Source organism: Pseudoalteromonas rubra (assembly GCF_005887115.1).
In the GTDB taxonomy this organism is placed as follows: domain Bacteria; phylum Pseudomonadota; class Gammaproteobacteria; order Enterobacterales; family Alteromonadaceae; genus Pseudoalteromonas; species Pseudoalteromonas rubra_F.
This window is the reverse complement of sequence record NZ_PNCJ01000106.1, coordinates 1-690: the sequence shown is the minus strand read 5'-3', so window position 1 is coordinate 690 and position 690 is coordinate 1. Positions and strand designations below refer to the sequence as shown.

The 690-nt window shown below is 49.0% G+C and carries 1 protein-coding gene and 1 pseudogene; one reads left to right on the top strand and one right to left on the bottom strand.

The window, feature by feature from the left end:
• The coding region (locus CWB98_RS23365; RefSeq protein WP_171045605.1) for a transposase at nucleotides 1-156 on the bottom strand (156 nt) is incomplete at its 3' end.
• 66 nt (nucleotides 157-222) lie between these two features.
• Here CWB98_RS23365 and CWB98_RS23360 point away from each other — a divergent pair.
• A pseudogene (locus CWB98_RS23360) lies at nucleotides 223-690 on the top strand (IS256 family transposase); the annotation flags it as partial.

Sequence of the window (690 nt, the reverse complement as noted above, 5' to 3'; positions counted from 1 at the left end):
ACGTTCTTGCTTCAGCTGCTGTACCCAGCGCCTCAAAGCCGTTTCACCGACATCCAGAGACCGACATGCTTCGGGCACTGAGTATCCTTCATCCAGCACCAAGGCAGCGGCTTCCAATTTAAATTCTTGTGTAAAAGTACGACGTTTTCTGGTCATAGACACCTCTCATTGAGTGGTAACAATACCACCTAAAATAGTGTCCGGTTTTATTGAATCACAACACTCAACATCGAAGGCAAAAAGGAACTTTTGGGCCTCTATCTCTCAGACCAGAAAGGTGCCCATCACTGGCTAAGCGTATTGACCGACCTTAATAATCGAGGCGTTAAAGACATCCTGATTGCCTGCGTGGATGGCCTCAAAGGCCTCCCTGAAGCCATTGAAACCATCTATCCGAACACCGAGATCCAGCACTGTATCATTCACCAGATCCGTAACTCACTCAAATACGTGGCATCCAAAAACCAGAAGGCTTTCATGGCGGATCTCAAATGCGTTTATAAGGCTGCAACCCTGAATGCTGCGGAAATCGCGCTGGACGAACTGGAAGCCAAGTGGGGGGGGAAATACCCTTTGGTCATCAAATCATGGCGCTGTAAATGGCCGACACTCAGCGCTTACTTCAAGTACCCGGATTACGTGAGAACGCCTATCTACACGACAAACGCTGTGGAGGCTGTACATCGCCAG